Annotated in this window: 13 protein-coding genes and 1 tRNA gene; 8 read left to right on the forward strand and 6 right to left on the reverse strand. The window is 52.3% G+C overall.

Annotation, left to right across the window (positions count from 1 at the left end; genetic code table 11):
• Positions 1-819 precede the first annotated feature (819 nt).
• The 4 genes from AAH187_RS06655 to AAH187_RS06670 all read right to left on the reverse strand — a co-directional run bounded on the left by AAH187_RS06655 (position 820) and on the right by AAH187_RS06670 (position 6723).
• Positions 820-1326 (reverse strand): shikimate kinase, encoded by a 507-nt coding sequence (locus AAH187_RS06655; protein WP_342347661.1) that lies wholly within the window; start codon positions 1324-1326, stop codon positions 820-822.
• A 247-nt stretch (positions 1327-1573) separates the two neighbouring features.
• Positions 1574-2428: a shikimate dehydrogenase gene (locus tag AAH187_RS06660; RefSeq protein ID WP_342347662.1), complete on the reverse strand. Its 855-nt coding sequence runs from the start codon at positions 2426-2428 to the stop codon at positions 1574-1576.
• Between the two features lie 458 nt (positions 2429-2886).
• Positions 2887-5247 (reverse strand): GAF domain-containing sensor histidine kinase, encoded by a 2361-nt coding sequence (locus AAH187_RS06665; RefSeq protein WP_342347663.1) that lies wholly within the window; start codon positions 5245-5247, stop codon positions 2887-2889.
• Between the two features lie 99 nt (positions 5248-5346).
• Positions 5347-6723 (reverse strand): outer membrane protein transport protein, encoded by a 1377-nt coding sequence (locus tag AAH187_RS06670; protein WP_342347664.1) that lies wholly within the window; start codon positions 6721-6723, stop codon positions 5347-5349.
• A gap of 229 nt (positions 6724-6952) precedes the next feature.
• Between AAH187_RS06670 and AAH187_RS06675 the strand changes: the two genes are divergently transcribed.
• The 6 genes from AAH187_RS06675 to holA all read left to right on the forward strand — a co-directional run bounded on the left by AAH187_RS06675 (position 6953) and on the right by holA (position 14500).
• Positions 6953-7351, forward strand: coding sequence for a VOC family protein (locus tag AAH187_RS06675; protein ID WP_342347665.1), 399 nt, complete (start codon positions 6953-6955; stop codon positions 7349-7351).
• A 22-nt stretch (positions 7352-7373) separates the two neighbouring features.
• Positions 7374-9116 carry an excinuclease ABC subunit UvrC gene (gene uvrC, locus AAH187_RS06680; RefSeq protein ID WP_342347666.1) on the forward strand — a complete coding sequence of 581 codons (1743 nt, stop codon included), beginning with the start codon at positions 7374-7376 and terminating at the stop codon, positions 9114-9116.
• Between the two features lie 334 nt (positions 9117-9450).
• Complete coding sequence (locus AAH187_RS06685; protein ID WP_342347667.1) at positions 9451-9699, forward strand: hypothetical protein; 249 nt, start codon at positions 9451-9453, stop codon at positions 9697-9699.
• Positions 9700-10010: 311 nt separating this feature from the next.
• On the forward strand, positions 10011-12641 hold the full coding sequence (gene leuS / locus AAH187_RS06690; RefSeq protein WP_342347668.1) for a leucine--tRNA ligase: 2631 nt from the start codon (positions 10011-10013) through the stop codon (positions 12639-12641).
• Positions 12631-13359: an LptE family protein gene (locus AAH187_RS06695; protein WP_342347669.1), complete on the forward strand. Its 729-nt coding sequence runs from the start codon at positions 12631-12633 to the stop codon at positions 13357-13359. The genes leuS and AAH187_RS06695 overlap by 11 nt, the downstream gene beginning before the upstream one ends.
• Positions 13360-13408: 49 nt before the next feature.
• Positions 13409-14500 (forward strand): DNA polymerase III subunit delta, encoded by a 1092-nt coding sequence (gene holA / locus AAH187_RS06700; RefSeq protein ID WP_342347670.1) that lies wholly within the window; start codon positions 13409-13411, stop codon positions 14498-14500.
• A 24-nt stretch (positions 14501-14524) separates the two neighbouring features.
• On the opposite strand, the gene rpsT is transcribed toward holA, so the two are convergent.
• Positions 14525-14797, reverse strand: a complete 273-nt coding sequence (gene rpsT, locus AAH187_RS06705) for a 30S ribosomal protein S20 (protein WP_342347671.1) — start codon at positions 14795-14797, stop codon at positions 14525-14527.
• A gap of 235 nt (positions 14798-15032) precedes the next feature.
• Between rpsT and AAH187_RS06710 the strand changes: the two genes are divergently transcribed.
• Positions 15033-15109 (forward strand) — tRNA-His (locus AAH187_RS06710).
• Positions 15110-15387: 278 nt separating this feature from the next.
• On the opposite strand, the gene AAH187_RS06715 is transcribed toward AAH187_RS06710, so the two are convergent.
• Positions 15388-16953, reverse strand: coding sequence for a glucan biosynthesis protein D (locus AAH187_RS06715; RefSeq protein WP_342347672.1), 1566 nt, complete (start codon positions 16951-16953; stop codon positions 15388-15390).
• A 917-nt stretch (positions 16954-17870) separates the two neighbouring features.
• Between AAH187_RS06715 and AAH187_RS06720 the strand changes: the two genes are divergently transcribed.
• Positions 17871-18380: hypothetical protein (locus AAH187_RS06720; protein ID WP_342347673.1), on the forward strand; the 510-nt coding region annotated here is incomplete at its 3' end.

An 18380-nucleotide genomic window follows, 5' to 3' on the forward strand; every position in this document is an offset into this window, starting at 1 on the left:
GGCGGCTCCCATGTCTGCTTCCCTGGGCAAGACTGACTTGTATCCAAAAAAGGAACCGGCGCCTTCTTGATATCTTTTTGTGCGGGGGTTCGTCCCGCCAGCCGAGCCACTTTTGTTTCGGCAAAAGTGGCCAAAACCAGTGACGCCCAGACAGGCTTCATTAGATGGGACAGACGCGAGCCTTAGGAGAGCAGACCAACTCGCTGCGCTCAGACAAGGTCTGCTGAATCACCAGAGCGTCCGTCCCTTGAGCCTGTCAGCAGGCGTCGGATGAGGCAAAGGGGGAAGGGTGAAATGGGTTTTTACATTCCACGTTCCAAAATAGCACGAGCGGTTCTTGTGATGCCGAGAATCGTGCCAAAAGATCAGAGCATCATTGGAATCCCGTGGCCTTGTGGCGAGGCCAAGTCGTGCAGCCGGGTTCGGAGGAAGGCGCGCATTGTTTGAGCCCTTCGACATGGCTCAGGGTAGACTCCGCGAGTTTGCGCGCCGCCGAAGTCGGCAAACGACGCAGGGCACCCGAAGGGCCACGCCACGGCCACCATGGTTTTGGGTCCTTTTGCCAAAACAAAAGGACCTCGTTCGCCGGGGCGAAACCCGGCATCTCCAAAAACGACATGGATACCATAGTTGGTTAACTGCATTAGACTGTTTTATTCCCCACTCCTATACTGTTTTGGCGTCTCCTCTTCCCCCAATGGGGCGAGGGCTGACATGGGAGAAAAGGCGGACAGGATGTGAGCCCAGCGGAATCTCCTACGCTCTCTCATTTCTTTGGCAATAACTGATCCCTGCTGTCCAGTCACCTGAGTGAATGTTCTAGATCGAAATGTGGGAAAGAATGGCATCAGCAATTTGTTCCGGGGAAATTTGGTCGGTTGGAATGACATGATCGGCCGCCGCTTGGTAATGCGGTTTGCGAATCTCGAGAATTTCTTCGATTTCTTCTACGAAGGTTTTGGTGCCTGACAGAGAGGGCCGCTGGGTATCGCCGGAAATCCGGCTGGCAATTGTTGAAACTTGGGCAGTCAGCCAGAAAATCTTTCCATTCTCTTTAAGCATTCTGACGTTTTCTTCCTTAAGGATGAGGCCCCCGCCCGTGTCAATGACCAGATTCTCCTGACCCTTAAGCCTCTGGCACAACTCCGTTTCAAGATTGCGGAAATGATCCCACCCGAATTGCTCGATAAGCTGTGGAATGGATTGCTTCGCCTCCTTGACGATTACCTCATCGGTGGAGATGACCTTTTGTCCGAGACGTTGTCCAAGAATTGTTGCCACAGTGCTTTTTCCCGTTCCTCTGTATCCTATTAAGACAATATTCATACATCTCCTGTTTTGAAGTGTTGGTTGGAAAACATGTTCGGATAGGTTGGGCCAGAACCGGAGAGTAATTTCTATTTAAAACCGTTGGGAATACTGGAAAGGGCCCCAGGGAACTTTTTGTTCCGGCCTTCGGGCAGTGGACATATTTTTGCAATAATGTCATCACGGCCACTCCTTCTCCTATTGAATTCTCCCTGGGAAAGACTCTCGTTGAGGCTGGGAAAAAGATCCGAACCCGATCCTCCATTTAAGAGAAGTGGCTGGTGAGCACGTTACGCATCACCTCGGTCGGTGCGGATTTGCCAGTCCAAAGTTCAAATTGCCCGACAGCCTGATAGAGGAACATGTTGATCCCTTGGATGGTGCGGCATCCTGCCGCCTGCGCGTCCTGTAATAAACGCGTATTGAGTGGGTTGTAGACAATATCCATTACCGTCAGATCGCGGTGTAACAGATGCTTGGGGACACAGCTTTCATTGACCTTTGGGTGCATGCCAATGGGTGTGCAATGAATGAGCAATTGGGCTTGTCCCAGCGCGGAATGCAATGTGTCGGGTGTTAAGGAGGCGTCATGCAAGAGGATGGGAGTCTTGGCTTTGAGGTCATTCGCCAAAGTTGTTCGTTCCTGATCATCAACACCAAGGAGGGTGAGTTGTTCAATCTTGCCTTCCACGCAGAGTCCGAAGGCAATGGCGCGGGCGGCTCCCCCGGATCCCAATATGACGACCCGTTGTCCTGATCGTTCCACTCCACCCTGTTGTAGGGCTTGGAGGGCGCCGGATGCGTCAGTGTTGGAGCCCACTAACAGGCCACGGTCTTTGACGATGGTATTCACCGAGCCAATGTGTTTCGCGGTCGTTTCGACGGAATCTAAGAAGGGTAGAATGGTGACTTTATGTGGAATGGTCACGCTGAGTCCGCGGATATGGCCTAATGCCTTGATGCCCAGAACGGCGCCTTCGAGATCCTGGACGGGAAAGGCCAGATAGACAAAATTTAATCCCAATTGACGAAAGGCTGCATTGTGAATAGCGGGAGAAAGGGAGTGATCGACAGGATTGCCTAACAGGCCGCAAAGTTGGGTTTGTGCATTAATGTCCATAACCGGTGCTCTCGCAATAGATGAGAAACAGTGATCGGGAGTTATCACATAACCTGGCGGCAAACTCAACTTGTGCGAATGCGAACATTGTCCGGGAGGTCGAGATGAATGAGGAAGCGAGTTTGGGGTTGGGAGAAGGGAGCGTGTAATCCGGGGAGTAGATTCGACTCCCCGGATCTACACAGTGTGATGTCCGGGGGCGTTATCGTGACGCCTTTTTCTTCGCCGGAGATTTTTTCATTCGCACGGCGGCTTTTTTTGCCGGTTTCTTTTTCGCAACTTTTTTCATGATTCCACCTCCCTTCCAATAATGTCGTAAGCAATACTATCCACGTTTATCGGTAGGACGATAAAAATCCTGAGGGATTGGAAGCAATTTTCTGCCAACCTGTGACAGGCCGATTGGAGGGAAGGGTTCTGAGGGAATGGTATAGAGGTATGCAGTCTTGAGCGCATTCTTAGATTGAAGGTTTATGGATGGCTTGAGTGGAGGGTGAGAGCGGTGAAGGGCAGATAGCTGGGAGACGAAGGTGAAACGTGGCACCCTCTCCAGGCTGACTTTCCACAGAGATCGTCCCACCGTGCAGTTCCACCAATTGTTTCACGATTGAGAGTCCCAACCCCAGGCCCTGCGTGCCGATTTCCGGGATCCGGTGAGCCTGGAAGAATGGCTGAAAGAGGCTGGCTTGAGCTTCCTGGGGAATACCCGGGCCGGTATCGGAGATCGTGAGGAGGATGTGACCCGGAGGAGCGAGAGAGGCTCTCACCAGGATGCGTCCATCTTGTGGCGAAAATTTGTGGGCGTTGTGAACGAGATTGGTGACGATTTGGTGGAGGCGGTCCTGGTCGCCCCAGGCGGTTAACGAGTCTTCTGTGAGTTCGACCGTCAGTTGTTGGGCCTTGGTTTGGGTGAGCGGCAGCAATTCCTGCGTGACATTCTCAAGGAGTTCGGACAGTGACACCGATGCATGGGCTAACCGGACGGTCCCTGCCTCAATGCGCGATAAGTCGAGGAGGTCGGCAATCATACGGGTGAGTCGATTGGCGTTCGCACTGATTCGGGTGAGGTAAAGGTGTTGGCGTTCGGCTAGGGGTCCAACCATTCCATGAAGCAGATTTTCCGTGAATCCTTTAATCGAGGTTAAGGGTGTGCGCAATTCATGGGAGCAATGCGAAAGGAATTGGGATTTCATCCGGTCAAGTTCCTTGAGTCGGTGATTGGCGGATTCCAAGTCTGTGTTGGCCTGTTGTAATGCCAGTGTTCGTTCCTGCACTTTGGTTTCCAACCCGATATTCAAGGCTTCAATCTCGTCATAGGCCAACGCGGTATCAAGGGCAATCGCCATTTCGTGCGCGACCGTAGACAATAAGTTTTGTTCAGCGATTGGGATGGGTTTCCTGTGGGTACTCCCGACGATCAGCACACCAAGTGGTTGATTCTGACTGATCAGGGGAAGCGAGAATCCGCTTTTCGTCCCGGCTTCCGCTAACATCTGTCGAGTGGTGGGGTGGCATTGACTCAGAATATCCGTGATGTCCTCAATGACGATGGGTTCTTTCGTGTGGAGGGTTCTGTGAAGGAGGTCCTGTGGGGCTGAGGGAATGTGAGTGTCTTGAACGAATGTCTTCCACTGTGCCGACATGCCCTCTGATTGAATCTTGTGAAAGAGTTGATGCGGTGCGTCCCATACGGCTGCCCAGGCCTGGTCAAAGGAGAGTGAGCCCACAATGGCTTTGAGGCCTGAGCCAATAATGGTTTCCCGGTCCAGGGTTGAGCCGATGTGGAGGGTGAGTTGATGCAGCATGGTCAATTCATCGACTCGTCGTCGGATCTCGATCAAGGTATGTTCTTGTGCGAGATAGGCTTCCCGTAATTCTTCGTGCCGTTGTTCAGCCGACTCCAATTGTTCCTGAATGATTTTCCCGCGCTCCTGAAGCTCGAGGCGGTCATCCCAAAGTCGTTTTGCCAAGGGAAGGATGAGCAAGGGGAGCAGGGAGAGGCCGGCACTAACCCACCAGGGCTGATCGGGAGTAAAAACTCTCAAGGTCGCGACCGTGGTCAGTCCCAATGCGAGGCCTCCCACAATCCATCCCCGCATGGTCTGGCGCTCGGGGTCCCAGGTAAAGGCCCATTCGCAATAGGGGGCACCCTCGGCGATACAGCTCCGATCCTGGATGGTGGCAGCCCGTTTTCCAAACATCCGAGCCGGGACTTCTGCAACCGTCGCCTTTGTGGTGTGGCATATCCGTTCAGCACAGCCCCGGAGATACGGTCCGAACTGTTTGATCGTGGACTCGGACAATTGTAGCCGCATCACGGCATGACCATTGGTGACCGATACGACCTCCGGCTTGAGCGAGCCTTTGGTGAATTTTTCGACAAAGTGGGGGAAGAGCCGGTAGATCTGGGCGATGGAAAAGGGCCGCCCGAGGATTTGAATAATGGGCGAGAGAAATTTTTCCCGTCCCAGATTAAAGTGGAAATTCTCCTCATGTGAGAGCTGAACAGAAAATTCGGCCAAAAACATGGCAAACTCATAGGAATAGCTGTTCCAGTGGTTCTTGAGGAAATCGACGGTCACATGATAGGTCCGGTCGGGAATTCGCTCGTTCAGTAAGCCGACAAGAGTGCCCAACGCCGCTTCTGCGGCCCCGGGTCCCTGGCGTTGCTTTATGGCCTCTTCAAGATATTCCAGATTGGCACGGATGGCGATTCCGCTCACATCCTGAATGGTTGCGCCCTGAGTATCCTTCCCGAATGGACGAAACTCCATGAGTGGACGCTCCACAATGCGATGGGATTTTGGTAAAAGCGGCATGAACGTCCCTTATTGAGAAAGTAAACCGGTAGAGGGACTGTAATGGAATTGGAGAAAAGGGTGAAGGGGGGGGGTAATAAAAAATTCAGGGAAGACGCATTAAAAATTCATTCGCAGGGACAAGGCTCCGACGTGGAGGGTGGTATCCCATTTACCGTTTAATAGAGGCTGTTGGTTATTTTGAACGTTCCGTTCATCATACAGCAACGCTTGATAGGCTAAATCCATTCCGATGGCTTTTGCGCCAAAAATGTCACAGGGGAGTATCCCCAAAAATTTCCCAGGAGCATGGCAGAGAAAGCCCATCCCGGCTGAAAAGGCATTGAAGTCGGAATCTGGAACTGCAGGTTCGAATGTCCGGTTGGGAATAGGACTTTCCGATCTGACGTACCCCGTTCGAAAGGCCACATCCCAATGGGGGAGCGCAGAGGGGGAGAGGGCTTTGAATTCCGTTCCCACCATAAGGACCCAGGCATCTCCGTAGTTGCGGGGATTTGGGATGGCAGCTCCATTAGAGAGTTGCAGGTTGAGGTCTTTGAACCCTGACCAATCCGCATAGTCGAGATCGACTTCGACCTTCCACTCATGTTGAGCGTTCCGAATAGGCCATGCGGCGATGGCCCACGTGTAAATATCGGGGAGTTCAATGTTCGTGGCTGCACCGGCGAGGCGGGTTCCACCGGCTAAAAAATCTCCTTTGAGGTCCAAATTGGGTCCGTTTCGATAGACAAATGCGAGATTGACGAGTGGATGACCGTCCTGATTGCGGAAGGGTGTCCAGAGGACGCTGGCGTTAAATCCTAGCGCGGTATCCTTCCCATTGGCTTCAAGGCCTGTTCCAGCGGGTATACCAAACGCATTGCCTGGTGCTGCATTCTGTTGAATCTCTGCCTGACCTTCTCCCAGAAAACTGGCAAACGTATAAATATCCAGCCCGCCCCCAACAGAGATATAGTCATTGAGCTTGTAGGCGAGAGTGGGCTTGATATCGATAAGGGGAAGGGCCGCACTCGTGAGTATGGGAGAAGTCAGGCTATCATCGGGGTAATCGACTTTCAGAGCATACGGGGTGGTCACCCCAATTCCTACGGTCCAATTCGGGAGATTGTCGAAGCCTAAGGCAGGAAGGTTCGCCGTGAGAAATAATGTGCTGGGTGGGGGGTTGGCGATCGTCCCACCAACCCCACCCTTCACGTTTGGTCCCAGGTCGCTTTTGAATCGAACCGTGCCTCCAATTAGGAGAGTTCCTGCATAAAATTGTATGCCTTTCAATTGGGTCATGCCCGCTGGATTGTAGTGGAGGGCTGATGGATCATCCGCTTGGGCGCTGAAGGCGGCGCCTTGGCCCGTAGCCGAAGCGCCATGATCGAGGATACGAAATGCTTCAGCTCGTACTGTTTGAGGAATGATGAAGGTATTGAATAGCCCAAAGATAAGGCAAAAAAAGACCAGGCGGCAACAGATCAATGTCGTCACGTCTCCTCCTTGAGAACGGGAATCGATCAGAAATTCCGGGAAAGTCTATGAAAAACAGGAGAAAATAGCAATCTTGATCAGGGAGGAGCAACGAGTGACAATAGTGAAATGTGACGCCTCCAGACCGGTGTTCGCGGACTTCGGCTCTTTTTTTGTGAGAAGTGCCATAAATGCAGAGGGATTCTGCTCACGAAGTCAGACCAGTTAATCTTTTGCAAAGGAGACCGGCATGCGGGTGAAAAAACTATTGCATACGCGAATGCGGGTGAGCGACATGGAGCAGACGCTGGGCTTTTATCGAAACGTTTTAGGACTGGAAGTCGTGGAGCAAAAGGTGTCGCCGCGAGGGTCGCACCTGGCGTTTTTGGCTGTCCCAAATAGCGAGGAACTGATTGAGTTGTGCAGTTTTCCGAGTAGCGGGACGGTCAGGGTTCAGGAGGATCTTGTGCATTTGGCCTTTGAGGTGGAGGATTTGGAACAGACGATTCAGGAACTCCAAGTCAAAGGGGTGCCGATCACGGATGGCCCCACCCAATCTTCATCCGGCAGCCGGTTTATTTTTATCGATGCGCCGGATGGCTATGAAATTGAGTTGATAGAACGACCTGCGGGAGTCGCCATCGTCTGACTATCTGATGGTTAGACAAGAAATGATGAACACACACACACCTACGCCGCAGGTCCTCTCTGACCAACCGGGTCGCTTGAGCGGAATATTGAATAATCTTCCCAAGCAACCAGGGGTCTATCTCTTTAAGGATGGACGAGGCGACATTATCTATATTGGAAAAGCCGCCGTGTTATCCGACCGGGTGCGATCGTATTTCCAACATGGGGCCGATCTGACACCTAAAAACCGGGTGTTGTATTCGCAGATCGCGGATTTGGAAACCATGGTCACTCACTCGGAATTCGAAGCTCTCCTGTTAGAAAGCAATCTCATCAAGCGTCATCGTCCCCGGTTTAATGTGGTCCTCCGGGACGATAAACAATATCCCTATCTCCGGTTGCCGATTCAGGACGATTTTCCGAGGCTCTCTATTGTCCGCCGGGTCAAACAGGACAAGGCGTTATATTTTGGCCCGTATGTTCCTACAGGGGCCATGCGCGACACTCTGAAAGTGATTCGCAAGGTTTTTCCTCTGGCCACCTGCAAAATCGACATAAATGGAAGCGCTGAGCGGGCATGCCTGGAATTTGAAATCAAGCGATGTATGGCCCCTTGCACGGGAAATCAGACGAAGGAAGACTATCATCAGATTGTCAAACAGGTTCGTTGGTTTTTAGAGGGACGAGACACCGAATTGCTTGAGTCGTTGCGGTCAGGCATGCAGGAAGCGGCAGAGCGGGAAGCGTATGAAGAAGCCGCGCGTCTTCGTGATCAGATAGGGAGCATCGAGCGGATGTTGGCCAAACAACGGGTGGCGCAAATCAGCGCACGGGAGCAGGATATTATGGGTTTGGCTAGACTTGGTGGGGCAGTGGATGTGCAGATCCTTTTTGTGCGAGGCGGTTTGTTAATCGGCCGTCGGGATTTCTTCTGGTCCGACGCTCATGGTGTTACCGATGAAGAACTGGTGCGGTCGACGCTCGAACAGTTTTATGCCAAATCGGTCGTGCCCCCCAAAGAGATTTTGCTTCCTGTGGGGTTTGAGGATCAAGCATTAGTCCAGCGCTGGTTATCTGAGAAAAAAGAGGAAATCGTTCGCGTCCTGGTTCCGGAACGGGGAGCGAAATATGAATTGCTCCAGCTCGCACAGGAAAATGCTGCGGTGGCGCTCAAAGAACATCTTCGGGTGCAAACGGAATCCAGTGAGGCGGTGGAAGAGCTTCAGGCACTCTTAGGGTTGCCACAGATTCCAAGTCGCATTGAATGTTTTGATATTTCCAATACCATGGGAACCCATTCAGTCGCCTCCATGGTGGTCTGGGAACAGGGCAGAATGAAGAAGTCAGACTATCGGCGATTTCGCATTAAAACGGTAGAAGGCGCCAACGACTTCGCCAGTATGCATGAGGTGGTCAGACGCCGATACGGTGGATCGTTGGCCAACAAACCAGGGAAAACGTTGCCGGTACCGGACCTGGTGGTGATCGATGGTGGAGCCGGACAATTAGGCGCGGCCATGGAAGCGATGGCGGAAGTTGGTCTTTCGCACGTCTCCATCTGCGGCCTCGCCAAAGCGAAAGGTGAAAAAGACGAACGGATTTTTCTGCCGGGTCACAAGACTCCCATAATCCTGCCCCTCAAGTCACCCGCCACACGGCTGGTCCAAACCATTCGAGATGAAGCGCATCGCTTTGCGATCACCTTCCACCGCAAACTGCGTGGCGACGCCATGATTCCCATTCAACCGCTTCGTTCCTCAAAATCTTCGAAGGTGAGATCCTAATCATCCGCCAGACTGTTGTCTTGCTGTCGGTTATGGTTGTCGGTTGCCCACCAATCCTCGAAAAAGGTGATCTGGGCCTTTTCGGAAACATGTGCGGGCGGATTCTGAAATGCTTCGTTGAAATATTATATGGAGCGAGAGGGCTTTCTGCTTCCTTGAAAAAATGGGATGGCTGTGATGAATAGGATGAGAGCAGGATTTTTCATGATTTTGCATTGTCCTGATGTCCGTTTTTCGACGAATACGAGGTTTCTTCTCCTGAGTGAGGGATTTAAGGTCTGTGAGGGCTCCACCGATGGATACACACATCACCAATGAAGAGGAGATGTGACTGATGCAATGCCCTCGATGTCAGGGAACCATGATAATCGATCACTTTGTGGATATGGCCACGAGTGGCGAGATATGGATGCCTGGCTGGCGGTGTCTGATGTGTGGAGAAATCGTTGATCCGCTCATTGAGCATCATCGTCAACTGCAGCGTGAACATCAGGAAGTGGTTGGTGCCATTTCCGGATCAACCGCTCGTCCTCCCTCACCCATTTCCGTGAAGTCGCGCAAGGCGAACAAGCGGTCCTTCTAGCCTTTCTGTTTTTCCCCTTTTCCCTCTGTATTTATCCACCATCCTGTGGTCTGAATGGCCTCCATGCGATTTGCTTGTGGGGTGGGTTTCTCTATGCTAGATTCCTCAGGATGTTGTTGAAAAATCAGCGTTTCCCAACGTCAAATTTGGAGACAATGACCCTCTCAGTTTCCGAAATTCTTTATCAAATTTTACAAGGAAAAATTCTTACCCACACTGACATTCCTTAACAAATGTGACCAGGAGGCAGGGGTTTATTTGTGGCGCATCAATCGAGGCGATCACCGAATCTTCTTTTATAAGGCATAAGCATGGCGCATACCTACGATCATCAGACTGTTGAAGCAAAGTGGCAGGCATATTGGGATCACTCCGGGACTTTTCAGGTTCAGGAAGATTCGGAGAAGCCCAAATATTATTGCTTGGAGATGTTTCCCTATCCCTCGGGCCGTATTCATATGGGCCATGTGCGCGTCTATGCCATTGGGGATGTCGTGGCCCGCTATAAAACGATGCGTGGGTATAACGTGTTGCACCCGATGGGGTGGGATGCTTTCGGATTGCCGGCTGAAAATGCCGCGATTGAGAAAGGGGTGCATCCCAACGTCTGGACTCAAGAGAATGTGGCCTATATGAAAAGACAATTACAGCGGATGGGTTTGTCCTATGACTGGGATCGGGAGGTGAATACGTCTCAGCCTGAGTATTACCGCTGGAATCAATGGATCTTTGTGAAAATGGTTGAGCGTGGATTGGCGTATCGAAAACGCTCGGCAGTGAATTGGTGCCTTTCTTGTGAAACGGTATTGGCGAATGAGCAGGTGTTGGCGCAAGAGGGAAAAGACGGAGGAGTGTGCTGGCGATGCGAGTCGGTCGTCATTCAAAAAGAATTGGAACAGTGGTTCTTTCGTATTACGTCATATGCTCAGGAATTATTGGATGGCTGTGAGTGGTTAGCGACCTGGCCGGCTCGTGTGCTGGCCATGCAGCGGCATTGGATTGGGCGGAGCGAAGGGGTGGAACTGGATTTTCCCTTAGCGGAGACCGTAGCCGGGTTACAAGCGATCCGGGTGTTTACCACGAGACCGGATACCATTCATGGCGCCACCTTCATGAGCCTTGCTCCGGAATCCCCCCTGGTCGAACAATTGATAGCCGGGAGACCTGAGGCCGCCGGGGTGCGAGAGTTTGTGACTCGTGTGTCTCGCGTGGATAAAGCGACACGTACGGCCGCCGACCGGGACAAAGAAGGGGTGTTTACCGGCGCCTATGCCATCAATCCGTTTACTAAGGAACGCATTCCGATTTGGGTGGCAAATTTTGTGTTGTATGAATATGGCACGGGGGCGATTATGGCTGTTCCCGCGCATGACCAGCGAGATTTTGAATTCGCAAAAACCTATCACATCCCGGTTCGGTTGGTGATTCAAGACGCGGAAGGGAACCTGGCCTCTGAAACCCTGGAAGCGGCCTATGAGGAACAGGTTGCCGCCGGACTCCTGGTGAACTCCGGGAATTTTTCCAGCTTGTCCGTGTCGCAAGCCAAACAGGCCATCGGCGAATATGTGGAATCACAGGGATGGGGCAAGCGAACCATCAATTTCCGGTTACGAGATTGGGGCATCTCCAGGCAACGCTATTGGGGGACGCCCATTCCGATGTTGTATTGTGATCGCTGTGGCATTGTCCCGGTTCCCGAAGGCGACTTGCCGGTTCTGCTGCCTGACGATGTGCCGTTCACCGGGAAAGGGGGGTCTCCGCTTAAGGAATCTCCTTCCTTTTCACAAGCCAAGTGTCCCACATGTGGGGGCTCGGCACGCCGTGAAACCGATACCATGGATACCTTTGTGGATTCGTCCTGGTATTTCCTTCGTTACTGCTCGCCCAAAGACACCATGCAAGCGGTGAATCCCCAAGCCGCGCACCATTGGATGGCCGTGGACCAATATGTCGGCGGAATCGAACATGCCGTGTTGCATCTCCTGTATGCGCGTTTCTTTACGAAAGTCTTACGGGACCTGGGTCTCACGACGGCTGATGAACCCTTCACTCATTTGCTCACGCAAGGCATGGTGACCAAGGAAACCTACTGGTGTGAAGAGCATCGTTGGATCCTTCCCACCGAAATCAAAAAAGATGGTGAGCGGCGAGTCTGCATTCACTGTGGGCGGAACATTGTGACAGGCCGCACTGAGAAGATGTCCAAATCGAAAAAGAATATTGCCTCGCCTGAGGACTTGTGTGATCGCTATGGGGCGGACACGGCCAGAATGTTTTCGTTATTTGCCGCACCACCGGAAAAAGATTTGGAATGGAGCGATACCGGAGTGGAAGGGTGCTACCGGTTTCTCAACCGGGTCTGGCGGTTGGTGCAGGATCTCCTTCCGGTCATGAATGGGGCGGCTTCAAATCCTGGGTCCGGCGAGTCCGTGCTTCTCCCTCAACTGCAGCGGGCCACGCATCAGACGATTAAGAAGGTCACGGAAGATCTTGAGCGGGATTTTCAGTTTAATACGGCTATTGCGGCTCTTATGGAATTTGTAAATGAGTTGTATAAGTGTTGGAAAGAATATCCGGGGGAGACGTTAACCACTGCCGAACGAGCCGAGTGGCGAACAACGGTGGAAACGTTAGTAATGTTGCTCGCACCCTTTGCTCCACATGTGACGGAGGAGTTGTGGGAAATCCTGGGAAAGCGGCCAGGGATGAGCCGGCAGGCCTGGCCCAAATTTGATCCCATTCTAGTGGCCAGTGCCGAATGGACGATTCCCCTACAGGTGAATGGAAAACTCCGGAGTAAGATCGTGGTTCCAGCCGGATCGACAAAGGAGCAAATCATTGCAGGGGCTCAGGCGGATCCCAAATTGGTGGAATGGTTGCAAGGCAAGGTCGCCCGCAAAATTATTTACGTGGAACAGAAGCTGGTGAATTTTGTCATCTAACGTAAGCCACCTGGGTTGGCTCCCTTGTTCGGTCAGATGCCTGCTTAGCGGATGGGGAGTCCTGCTCCTGTGTCTGGGTGCGGGATGTGGGTACCAATTCACGGTTGAGGGGCCGGGTCCGGTGGTCGGGGGGAGTGCCGGCCATGTTACGCAAGGACCACCGGTTCGTCTGGTCTTTCCTGTGCTGAAAAATAACAGCTTTGAACCAAACCTGGAATTCAAATACACCAGATATCTTCGTCAGGCGTTGCAATCGATCGGAAGCGCTGAATTTGTGGATGGTGCCTCCGCCGATTTTATTTTGGAAGGCGCGATCCTATCGATATCGCTTCCTTCGTTGGCTTTTACCCGCACGCAGACACAAGAAAGCCGGGTTATGGTGAGTGTGTTGGTGAAGGTGAAGGATCGGAAAACCGGAAAAATCCGATGGTCCCAAACCGGAACCAGTACAGCAGAATTTTTTGTGGGGGCTGCATCAACGTCGGATTCCGAGACCGGATTACAATTTAACCGGGTTTTGCAGGACCGGGCGGTTGAACAAGCGGGGCAACAGGTGGCTGCCGATTTAGCGGATCAATTTTTGGGGGCCAAGGATCAGGGGGTTTTTGACAGGAATGGAAAGGAAGCTGTCCAGGATCCCGCATCCAGTGGTGAGGAATCCCCAGAGATCTCAGCGCCTCAGGAGGATCTCTTTCCTCCAGACTCCCAGGTGCCTTGATTAGCTGAATTGTTTGGCAGGATTGTCTCCTACTTTTGGCGCATTCACCATGAAAGTTCATGAACTTCAGAGTCAGATCAGCCGGGAAGGGTTATCCCCTCTGTATTTGGTGATTGGGGAAGAGCCCTATTTTCGCGATCAGGCCTTGAGTATTCTTCGTGTGGCAGGCCAGGAAAATGATGGTTCAGAGTCAACGAACAATTCAGCGACCAATGATCCCTCCCAGATGTTTCATGTCGATGTCGTCTATGGTGATGAAACCGACGCGTCCGAAATATTAGCCCTTTCTGAAGAAGCCTCATTTTTTTCGCTGAGGCGACTGCTCATCATTAAATGGGCAGATAAGCTATCTGCCCGGGATGGTGAAGCCCTCATGCCATATTTTCAGGCTCCCAATGAAACGACCACGCTGGTCATCACTGCCGCGAAATTGGACGGGCGGACGAAGTGGGTTCAAGACCTGAAAAAACGGGCGACGGTGGTGGAATGCGCTCCGGTATTTGAGGGACAGCGAGCAGGGTGGGTTACGCAGCGAGCGCGGGAGTTAGGCTTGCAGTTGGAGGACAGTGCCCTCGAGATATTGAAGGATCAGGTAGCGGAAGGGTTGTATGGAACTGCCGGTGAATTAGAAAAATTGGTGGCCTTTATGCCGGAGGGGCATCGTGTCAGGGCACAGGATGTGGAAACGGTCAGAGGAAAACCGCCTGGTATTTCGGTGTTTGATTGGTCGGAAGCTGTCGCACGAGGCGATCAGGGACGAGCATTGGATATCGTGGCCAAGAATTTAGAAACGGGCGAAGCACCCTTACGTATGTTGGGTGCCTTTCTGTGGCAGATGCGGAAGATCTGGAAAACGCACGCATTGATGCAAGAAGGGCAAGATGCCGGACAGGCCGCACGCCAAGCAGGCATTCCGCCGTTTCGTGCGCGCGAATTTGTCCAACAGGTGCAGCGATGGAAGGAACCACACCTCCGTCGGGCATGGGAATTATTCGCTCAAGCTGATTCTGCTCTCAAAGGAGGGCGGGCATCACGCCCGAAGCTTATCTTGGATGACCTGGTCATCCAACTGTGCCAGGCCACAAGTGCCGGTCACGGCAACAAGGTCTTAGCTGGTCGCACGAAACCTCACAAGGTGTGAGATTCCGTTACCATTTTAACCGTATTATTTAGTTGAGAGAGCGTTGACGCGGGAGGCAAGGCGGGAAACCCAACGAGAGGCGGTGTTCCGATGAAGCGTGCCTTTGGTGACGGCTTTATGCAGTTCAGAGGTGGCTTCCCGCAAAGAAGCTTTGGCCTCATCGCCCTTGTTATCTTTGACCGCTCCATTCACCCTCTTGATAAAGGTTCTCACCCGTCGCAGGATAGACCGATTGCGTTCCTGGCGCTTCAGAGTTTGACGAGCTGCTTTGATTGCTGAATGATGTCGATTAGCCATATTTTCCTCCAGAAAAAAACCGAATAGAGCTTTTATCACAATTGCATGAAAGTGGTCAAATGAACACGCGTAAATTGCGGTGGTATTCAAAAAGCCTTAGCCTCTTTGGATATAGAGTTTATCTTGAAAAAATAGGTCAATCATCGTTGGTGGTCGCGAACGGTATTTGGCTTGCGACACTTACGGCCCTCTGATAAGATTGCCCTCCTCTTCTGCTCGAAACTTCCATGTGATGGTGGGTGTAGCTCAGTTGGTTAGAGCGCCGGATTGTGGATCCGGAGGTCGCGGGTTCAATTCCCGTCACTCACCCCATTTCTTTTCACAACCCACATGAGCCCGTTATTAGGTATGTTGTTGATGCCGCAAACTTCCTCGTATTTTTTGCAAAATCTCCCCTGGATACCCTTTTAAAAGAGACGATTTGGCGGAATGACACGTTCTCTTCCGGTAGTGGTGCTTCGCTTACTCAAAGCCATACATACTTGATGCACACATGGGATCGTTTTTGAGGCGGGTCATCATTTGGCCTGCCTCATTTTTGTAGAAAGCAGGTCTAGGGCACCATGACTTTATGAGAAGAATTATGTCCCCTAGTCATAGGTAAAGGGCAGGTATTGGTAGAGCCAGGTTTCGGTCAGGGTTCGATCACCAAGCTTGAGGAAGAGGCGGAGATTGACCGGCTCCTTGCCTTCGACATAAAGATCAAACGCTGCCCGCCAATTTTTGGTGCCGACCACTTGCAGGGCGTATTCGTTGTCGATTCGACCCTTGGATGTGCTGACGACCGGTTTAACCTTATCCAGCTTGGCGACATCATTGAGTGGCCCACCCTCGAAGTCGATCACGAACTTCCGACCGCCTTTGGGGCGCGGCTGACCGGGAATGCCGGCATTGCCCAACCGGGTATGGCTGACCCGTGCGGCCGTTTCGGACGGATAGGGCTCGTTCGCTACCCAATGAAGCCGATAGGCGTAATGCCACTCGGAGCCCGCCTTAACCGGTTCCTTCGGCAGCCAATAGATGACAATATTGTCATGGATTTCGTCGTCGGTCGGAATTTCGATTAATTGGATGGCGCCTTCGCCCCACTCACCTGCCGGCTCGATCCAGACGCTTGGTCTCCGGTCATAAAATACCCCGTCATCCTCGTAGTGGTAGAAGGCGCGATCCCTCTGCAACAGGCCAAAACCCTTGGGGTTGGTATCGGCGAAGCTATTAGTCATGACCGATGAGGGATTGTTGAGTGGCCGCCAGATACGCTCACCTGCGCCGGTCCACATCGTCAGGCCGTCGTTATCATGAATTTCTGGTCGCCAGTCCCTGATCTGATGGCGATTGTTTTCGGCGTACCAGAACATGCTGGTCAGCGGCGCGATCCCCAGGCGTTTGATGTCCTGGCGCGGGTAGAGATTGGCGTCGATATCCATGAGGATCTGCTGGTTTTTGATACAGACCATGCGGAACGCGCCGGTGACGCTCGGACCGTCGAGCAGGGCATAGATCACGAACTCCTTGCTGTCCGGGGCGCCTGGCTCCAACCAGAATTCGGTGAATCGCGGAAATTCCTCAGGGGTGGGGAGGGCCGGGTCGATCGCGACACCTCTTGCCGAGAGGCCATATTGATTAAGCTCTCCGGAGCTGCGGAAATAAGAGGCGCCGAGAAACGCCATCCAATCGGTGGTTGCTCCCGGACCAGCCTGGAGGCGAAAGCCGGAGAAGCCGAGATCGTCCGGGAAGATCTTACCGAGACTGGTTCCGCCGAAGGTGAAGTACTCGGAACGGTAATGAATTTCTCGGGCCTGGCCACCATCAAGAGCGTGAAGTTTTACCGGCACCTTGAAATAGCGGCCGAGATGAAAGAATTGGGCCGGAAAATTCGCGCTGCCGTCTTCGCCCAGCCCACGCTCGCGCTTGAATACGATCTCTTGAAAGGCGTCGTAGTCGATTGATTCCAAGACTTCGTCATGGCGGACCACAGGTTCCTGATAAGGTGACGCAGCCATTGCTTTGGCGTGCTGCTTCAGTATATCGAAGGTAAAAGGCTCGGCGGTGCCGAATTGGATTCCGGTCGTCCCGGCTCTTGTTCGCGTCGGCGGGAGTCCGGCCAAGGCGCCGAGAGCGCCCATCACCAAGAGGAATTGTCGGCGATTCAACATATCCGGGCCATCTGCGACGGAGAAAATACCTGGGCGGACTGCCTAGGATTTTCCCCCAGCACTTGCGAAGCATTGCCAGCCAACCTCACAGCACGGGGACTCTTGGAAGAGCGACCACCTACAGACATATTTTGGACTCCGTTGAGGGCTTCCGATTCTGACCCTCGGCTCGACATTTGGTGATAAGACTATTAAACAGGATTTTGGGAGGGTCAGATAAATACCAAAGAAGTCACCGGAGGGTCAATCCGCGGTTCAGCAGCCCAGGCCGGGGATCGGAGTGGAACGTGCGGGGAAAAGCCCCTGTGCGTGAGAATTTTCAGGATAAATTCGAGGAGGCATCGCAGGGGGTACGATATTTGTCACATGAAGAAAGTAGAAATGAGAAGCATTTGAAGGGTCATCGCCGTCATTTGCTTTTACTTCCCGATCTACCATTCTAACAGTGATTAATTTATCTGCATGGCTATCCTGGGTATGGCGTGGTCCCGGAAATAGAAGGAAGGCAGTGTTTCCAAAATTATCGGAACGAAAGGTGCATTAGGATGCCACGAATGGGGTACTCATCGATTTCTCTCAGGCCAAACTTTTTCTGTTCCATTAATATGTAAAATGGTGTAAGCTGCGACATACTTCCTTCCTCATGATTAAGCTGAGTAATAGTGGACCAGGATAGTGTCATGCCCCCAACGTCCTTTCCTGACATGCCTACCTGCTTGCTCCAAGCAAGTCGCAAACAATTATTTTCCAATCCGGGTCATGGCTATCCTAAGCCGAATCAAGATGGCTTGTAGATTTATAGAATTGCCATGTACGGTGGATAGCCATATCATTTTTTACCGGAACAGCGCAAAAATATGAATTGGCGAAAGATACTCCAGAGAATATTGATGAAACAAAATGAGAAAGGACGAACAATGCGGAAAGCTCACGTGAAGGTATTGCCTTTGGGGGCTATCGTTTTTGTCCTGGTAATGCTAGGTGGAGTTTTTCCGTCCATGGCTCAGGCTGTTGACCTTACCATCAATTTTGTGGGCTCAGGTCCAGGAGGAATGGTTAAAGGAAGTCCGGGACCTCCGGAGACAGATCCGTTTACGGTTTTCAACAACTCTTCCAAAACAATTACCATAACTTACGACGCACCACCGTCCTCCCCTGTCGTCCTTACGGCAATTGATTCGGGTCAAGGTGCAGACAAGTCTACCTTTGCTGATTGGCCCAGTTGTCCTTCACCATCGGGCAATCAGTGCACGGTGGTGATGAATGAGAACCAGACTGTGACTGTGACCTTTAATCTCGTCCCGGTCACTCCCGTGCAACAGACGCTGACGGTCACGAAAGCCGGGACGGGCAGTGGGTTGGTCACCAGTACCCCCGGGGGCATCTCTTGCGGGAACGACTGTACCGAGGGCTATGCCAATGGGACG

The organism is uncultured Nitrospira sp., from assembly GCA_902500695.1.
Classification (GTDB): domain Bacteria; phylum Nitrospirota; class Nitrospiria; order Nitrospirales; family UBA8639; genus Nitrospira_E.

Bases quoted from the DNA above. Each gene is read 5' to 3' on its own strand.
- AAH187_RS06655 (WP_342347661.1), bottom strand. From the start codon at position 1,326: ATGAATATTGTCTTAATAGGATACAGAGGAACGGGAAAAAGCACTGTG.
- AAH187_RS06660 (WP_342347662.1), bottom strand. From the start codon at position 2,428: ATGGACATTAATGCACAAACCCAACTTTGCGGCCTGTTAGGCAATCCT.
- AAH187_RS06665 (WP_342347663.1), bottom strand. From the start codon at position 5,247: ATGCCGCTTTTACCAAAATCCCATCGCATTGTGGAGCGTCCACTCATG.
- AAH187_RS06675 (WP_342347665.1), top strand. From the start codon at position 6,953: ATGCGGGTGAAAAAACTATTGCATACGCGAATGCGGGTGAGCGACATG.
- uvrC (WP_342347666.1), top strand. From the start codon at position 7,374: ATGATGAACACACACACACCTACGCCGCAGGTCCTCTCTGACCAACCG.
- AAH187_RS06685 (WP_342347667.1), top strand. From the start codon at position 9,451: ATGCAATGCCCTCGATGTCAGGGAACCATGATAATCGATCACTTTGTG.
- leuS (WP_342347668.1), top strand. From the start codon at position 10,011: ATGGCGCATACCTACGATCATCAGACTGTTGAAGCAAAGTGGCAGGCA.
- holA (WP_342347670.1), top strand. From the start codon at position 13,409: ATGAAAGTTCATGAACTTCAGAGTCAGATCAGCCGGGAAGGGTTATCC.
- rpsT (WP_342347671.1), bottom strand. From the start codon at position 14,797: ATGGCTAATCGACATCATTCAGCAATCAAAGCAGCTCGTCAAACTCTG.
- AAH187_RS06715 (WP_342347672.1), bottom strand. From the start codon at position 16,953: ATGTTGAATCGCCGACAATTCCTCTTGGTGATGGGCGCTCTCGGCGCC.